General features: G+C 77.5%; 1 protein-coding gene. It reads left to right on the top strand.

Translation table 11 applies throughout. The features are described 5' to 3' along the window. On the top strand, positions 1–2,868 hold a 2,868-nt coding region (locus VR45_RS40825; RefSeq protein WP_045945038.1), incomplete at both ends, for a type I polyketide synthase.

Below are 2,868 nucleotides of genomic sequence, written 5' to 3' on the forward strand. Positions count from 1 at the left end.
TGGGCACCCCGGAGCAGGAGGCCCCCGAGGCGGCCCCGGCGATCGCCTGGGCACTGTCGGCGAAGACCCCGGACGGGCTGCGCCGGCAGGCCGCCCGCCTGCTGGAGCGGCTCACCGACGGGACGGACGGCTCCGGCCTCGACCCGCGCGACGTCGGGCACACCCTGGCCGTCGGCCGGGCGGTGCTGGACCACCGGGCCGTGCTCCTGGGCACCGGGCAGAAGGAGCTGACCGGCGCGCTGGCCGCCCTCGCCCGCGGCGAGGAGAGCCCCGCCGTCGTCTCCGGCCGCACGGGTGCCGCCGGCGCCGGCGGGCTGGCCCTGGTGTTCTCCGGTCAGGGCTCGCAGCGGCCCGGAATGGGCCGGGAGCTGTACGAGCGGTACCCGGTGTTCGCCGAGGCGTTCGACGCCGTCTGCCGGGCGGTGGACGAGCAGCTCGACGGCCACGCCGAACACCCGCTGCGCGACGTGGTGTTCGCCGGGGCCGGCACCCCGGTGGCGGCGCTGCTGGACCAGAGCATGTACACCCAGACCGGCCTGTTCGCCCTGGAGGTGGCGCTGCTCGCGCTGCTGGAGGAGCGCGGGGTGACGCCCGACTACGTCATGGGCCACTCGCTGGGCGAGATCACCGCGGCGTACGCGGCGGGCGTGCTCACGCTGCCCGACGCCTGCGCCCTGGTGGCCGCCCGCGGCCGGCTGATGCAGGCCCTGCCGGTGGGCGGGGCGATGGTCGCGATCGAGGCCGGGGAGCAGGAGGTCGAGGCGTACATCGCCGGGGCCGGTCTGGCCGACGCGGTCGGGATCGCCGCCGTCAACGGGCCGCTGGCCGTGGTGGTCTCGGGCGACGAGGAGGCGGCGGTCGCGGTCGCCGATCACTTCCGCGCCACCGGGCACCGGGTGCGCCGGCTGTCGGTGTCGCACGCCTTCCACTCGCACCGGATGGACGCGATGCTCGACGAGTTCGCCGAGGTGCTGGCGGGCCTGACGTTCCGGGCGCCGCTGGTCCCGGTGGTGTCGAACGTCACCGGCGGCCTGATCGACGCCGAGCGGTTCGGCACGCCGCAGTACTGGGTGGAGCACGTCCGTGGGGCGGTGCGCTTCGCCGACGGGGTGCGCTGCCTGGCCGGGCAGGGCATCACCGCCTTCCTGGAGGTCGGCCCCGAGGCCGTGGTGACGCCGATGGTGCACGCCACCCTCGACGAGGAGCTCGGCCGGGACGGCTTCGTCGCGGTGGCCGCGCTCACCGCCGGCCGGCCGGAGCCGCTCGCGCTCATCCAGGCGCTGGCCCGGCAGTTCGTGGCGGGCGTGCCGGTGCCGTGGGAGCGGACCGTGCCCGGCGGCCGGCTGGTCGAGCTGCCCGGCCATGTCTTCGCGGGGCAGCGCTACTGGCAGGACGCGGCCGGCTCGACGGCCGGTCTCCGGGCCGCCGGCCTGCACGCCACCCGGCACCCGCTGCTCGGCGCCGCCGTCCACCTGCCGGACGGCCAGGCCGTGCTCACCGGCCGGGTGCTGCCCGGCTCGCACCCCTGGCTCGCCGACCACGCGGTCGACGGGACGGTGCTGCTGCCCGGCACGGCCTTCCTGGACCTCGCGCTGCACGCCGCCGACGAGGTGGGCTGCCGGTTGGTGGAGGAGCTGACGCTGGAGGCACCGCTGGTGCTGCCGGCCGAGGCCGCCGTGTACCTCCAGGTCGCCGTCGGCGCCGCGGACGAGGCGGGCCGCCGGTCCGTCACCGTGCACTCCTCGGCCACGCCGGCCTCGGGCACCGAGCCCTCGGTCCGGCACGCGACGGGTGTGCTGTCCCCGGCGCCCGCGCAGCCGGCCGGGGCGTGGCCCTGGCCGCCGGCCGACGCCCGGCCGGTCCCGGTCGACGGGCTGTACGAGGAGCTCGCCGGGCGCGGCTACGGCTACGGCCCGGTGTTCCAGGGCCTGCGGGCCGCCTGGGCGACGTCCGACGCCCTCTACGCAGAGGTCGAACTCCCCTCCCGTCCGGACGGGTTCGGGATCCACCCGGCCCTGCTCGACGCGGCCCTGCACGCCGTGACGCTCGGCGTCCCGTCGCTGGGCGGGACGGAGAGCGGCGGGACGGAGAGCAGCGGGACGGCGAGCAGCGCGGGCGCCGCCGGTGCCGGACGGCCGCTGCTGCCGTTCTCCTGGGCCGGGGTCTCGCTGGAGGCCTCCGGGGCGACGGCGGTCCGGGTGCGGCTCGCCGCCGCCGGCGAGGACACCGTGGCACTCACCGCCGTCGACACCACCGGCCGACCGGTGATCACCGTGGACGCCCTGACGCTGCGCCGGATGTCCTCGGCCGCCCCGGACCGGGACGGCGGGCTGCACCTGCGCTGGCGGGCCGTCCCGGCCGGGCAGCCGGGCTCCGCTCCGGCCGACGTCACCGTCGCCCTGGTCGCCCCCGGTGGCGACCTGCGGGCCAGGCTGACCGAAGTCCTGGTGCTGACACAGAAGTTCCTGACCGCGTCCGGGTCGGTGGACGGCCGGCTCGCCGTGGTCACCCAGGGCACGATGGCGGAGCGGCCCGACCCGGTCACCGCCGCCGTCTGGGGTCTGCTGCGCTCGGCCCAGGCCGAGAACCCCGGCCGGATCCTGCTGATCGACGTGGACACCTGGTCGGAGGAGGCGTTCGCGCTGGCCGTCGGCTCGGGCGAGCCCCAGGTGGCCGTCCGCGACCGGCAGGTGCTGGTGCCCCGGCTGACGCGTTCCGCCCCGTCGGCAGCGAACCCGGACGCATCCGACGCCCGGACCGTCCCGGTGACGCCGCGCGCGCTCGACCCCGAGGGCACCGTCCTCGTCACCGGCGCGAACGGCACCCTGGGGCAACTGGTCGCCCGCCACCTGGTCGCCGAGCACGGCA

The sequence above is a fragment of the Streptomyces sp. NRRL S-495 genome (assembly GCF_000966955.1).
GTDB lineage: Bacteria > Actinomycetota > Actinomycetes > Streptomycetales > Streptomycetaceae > Kitasatospora > Kitasatospora purpeofusca.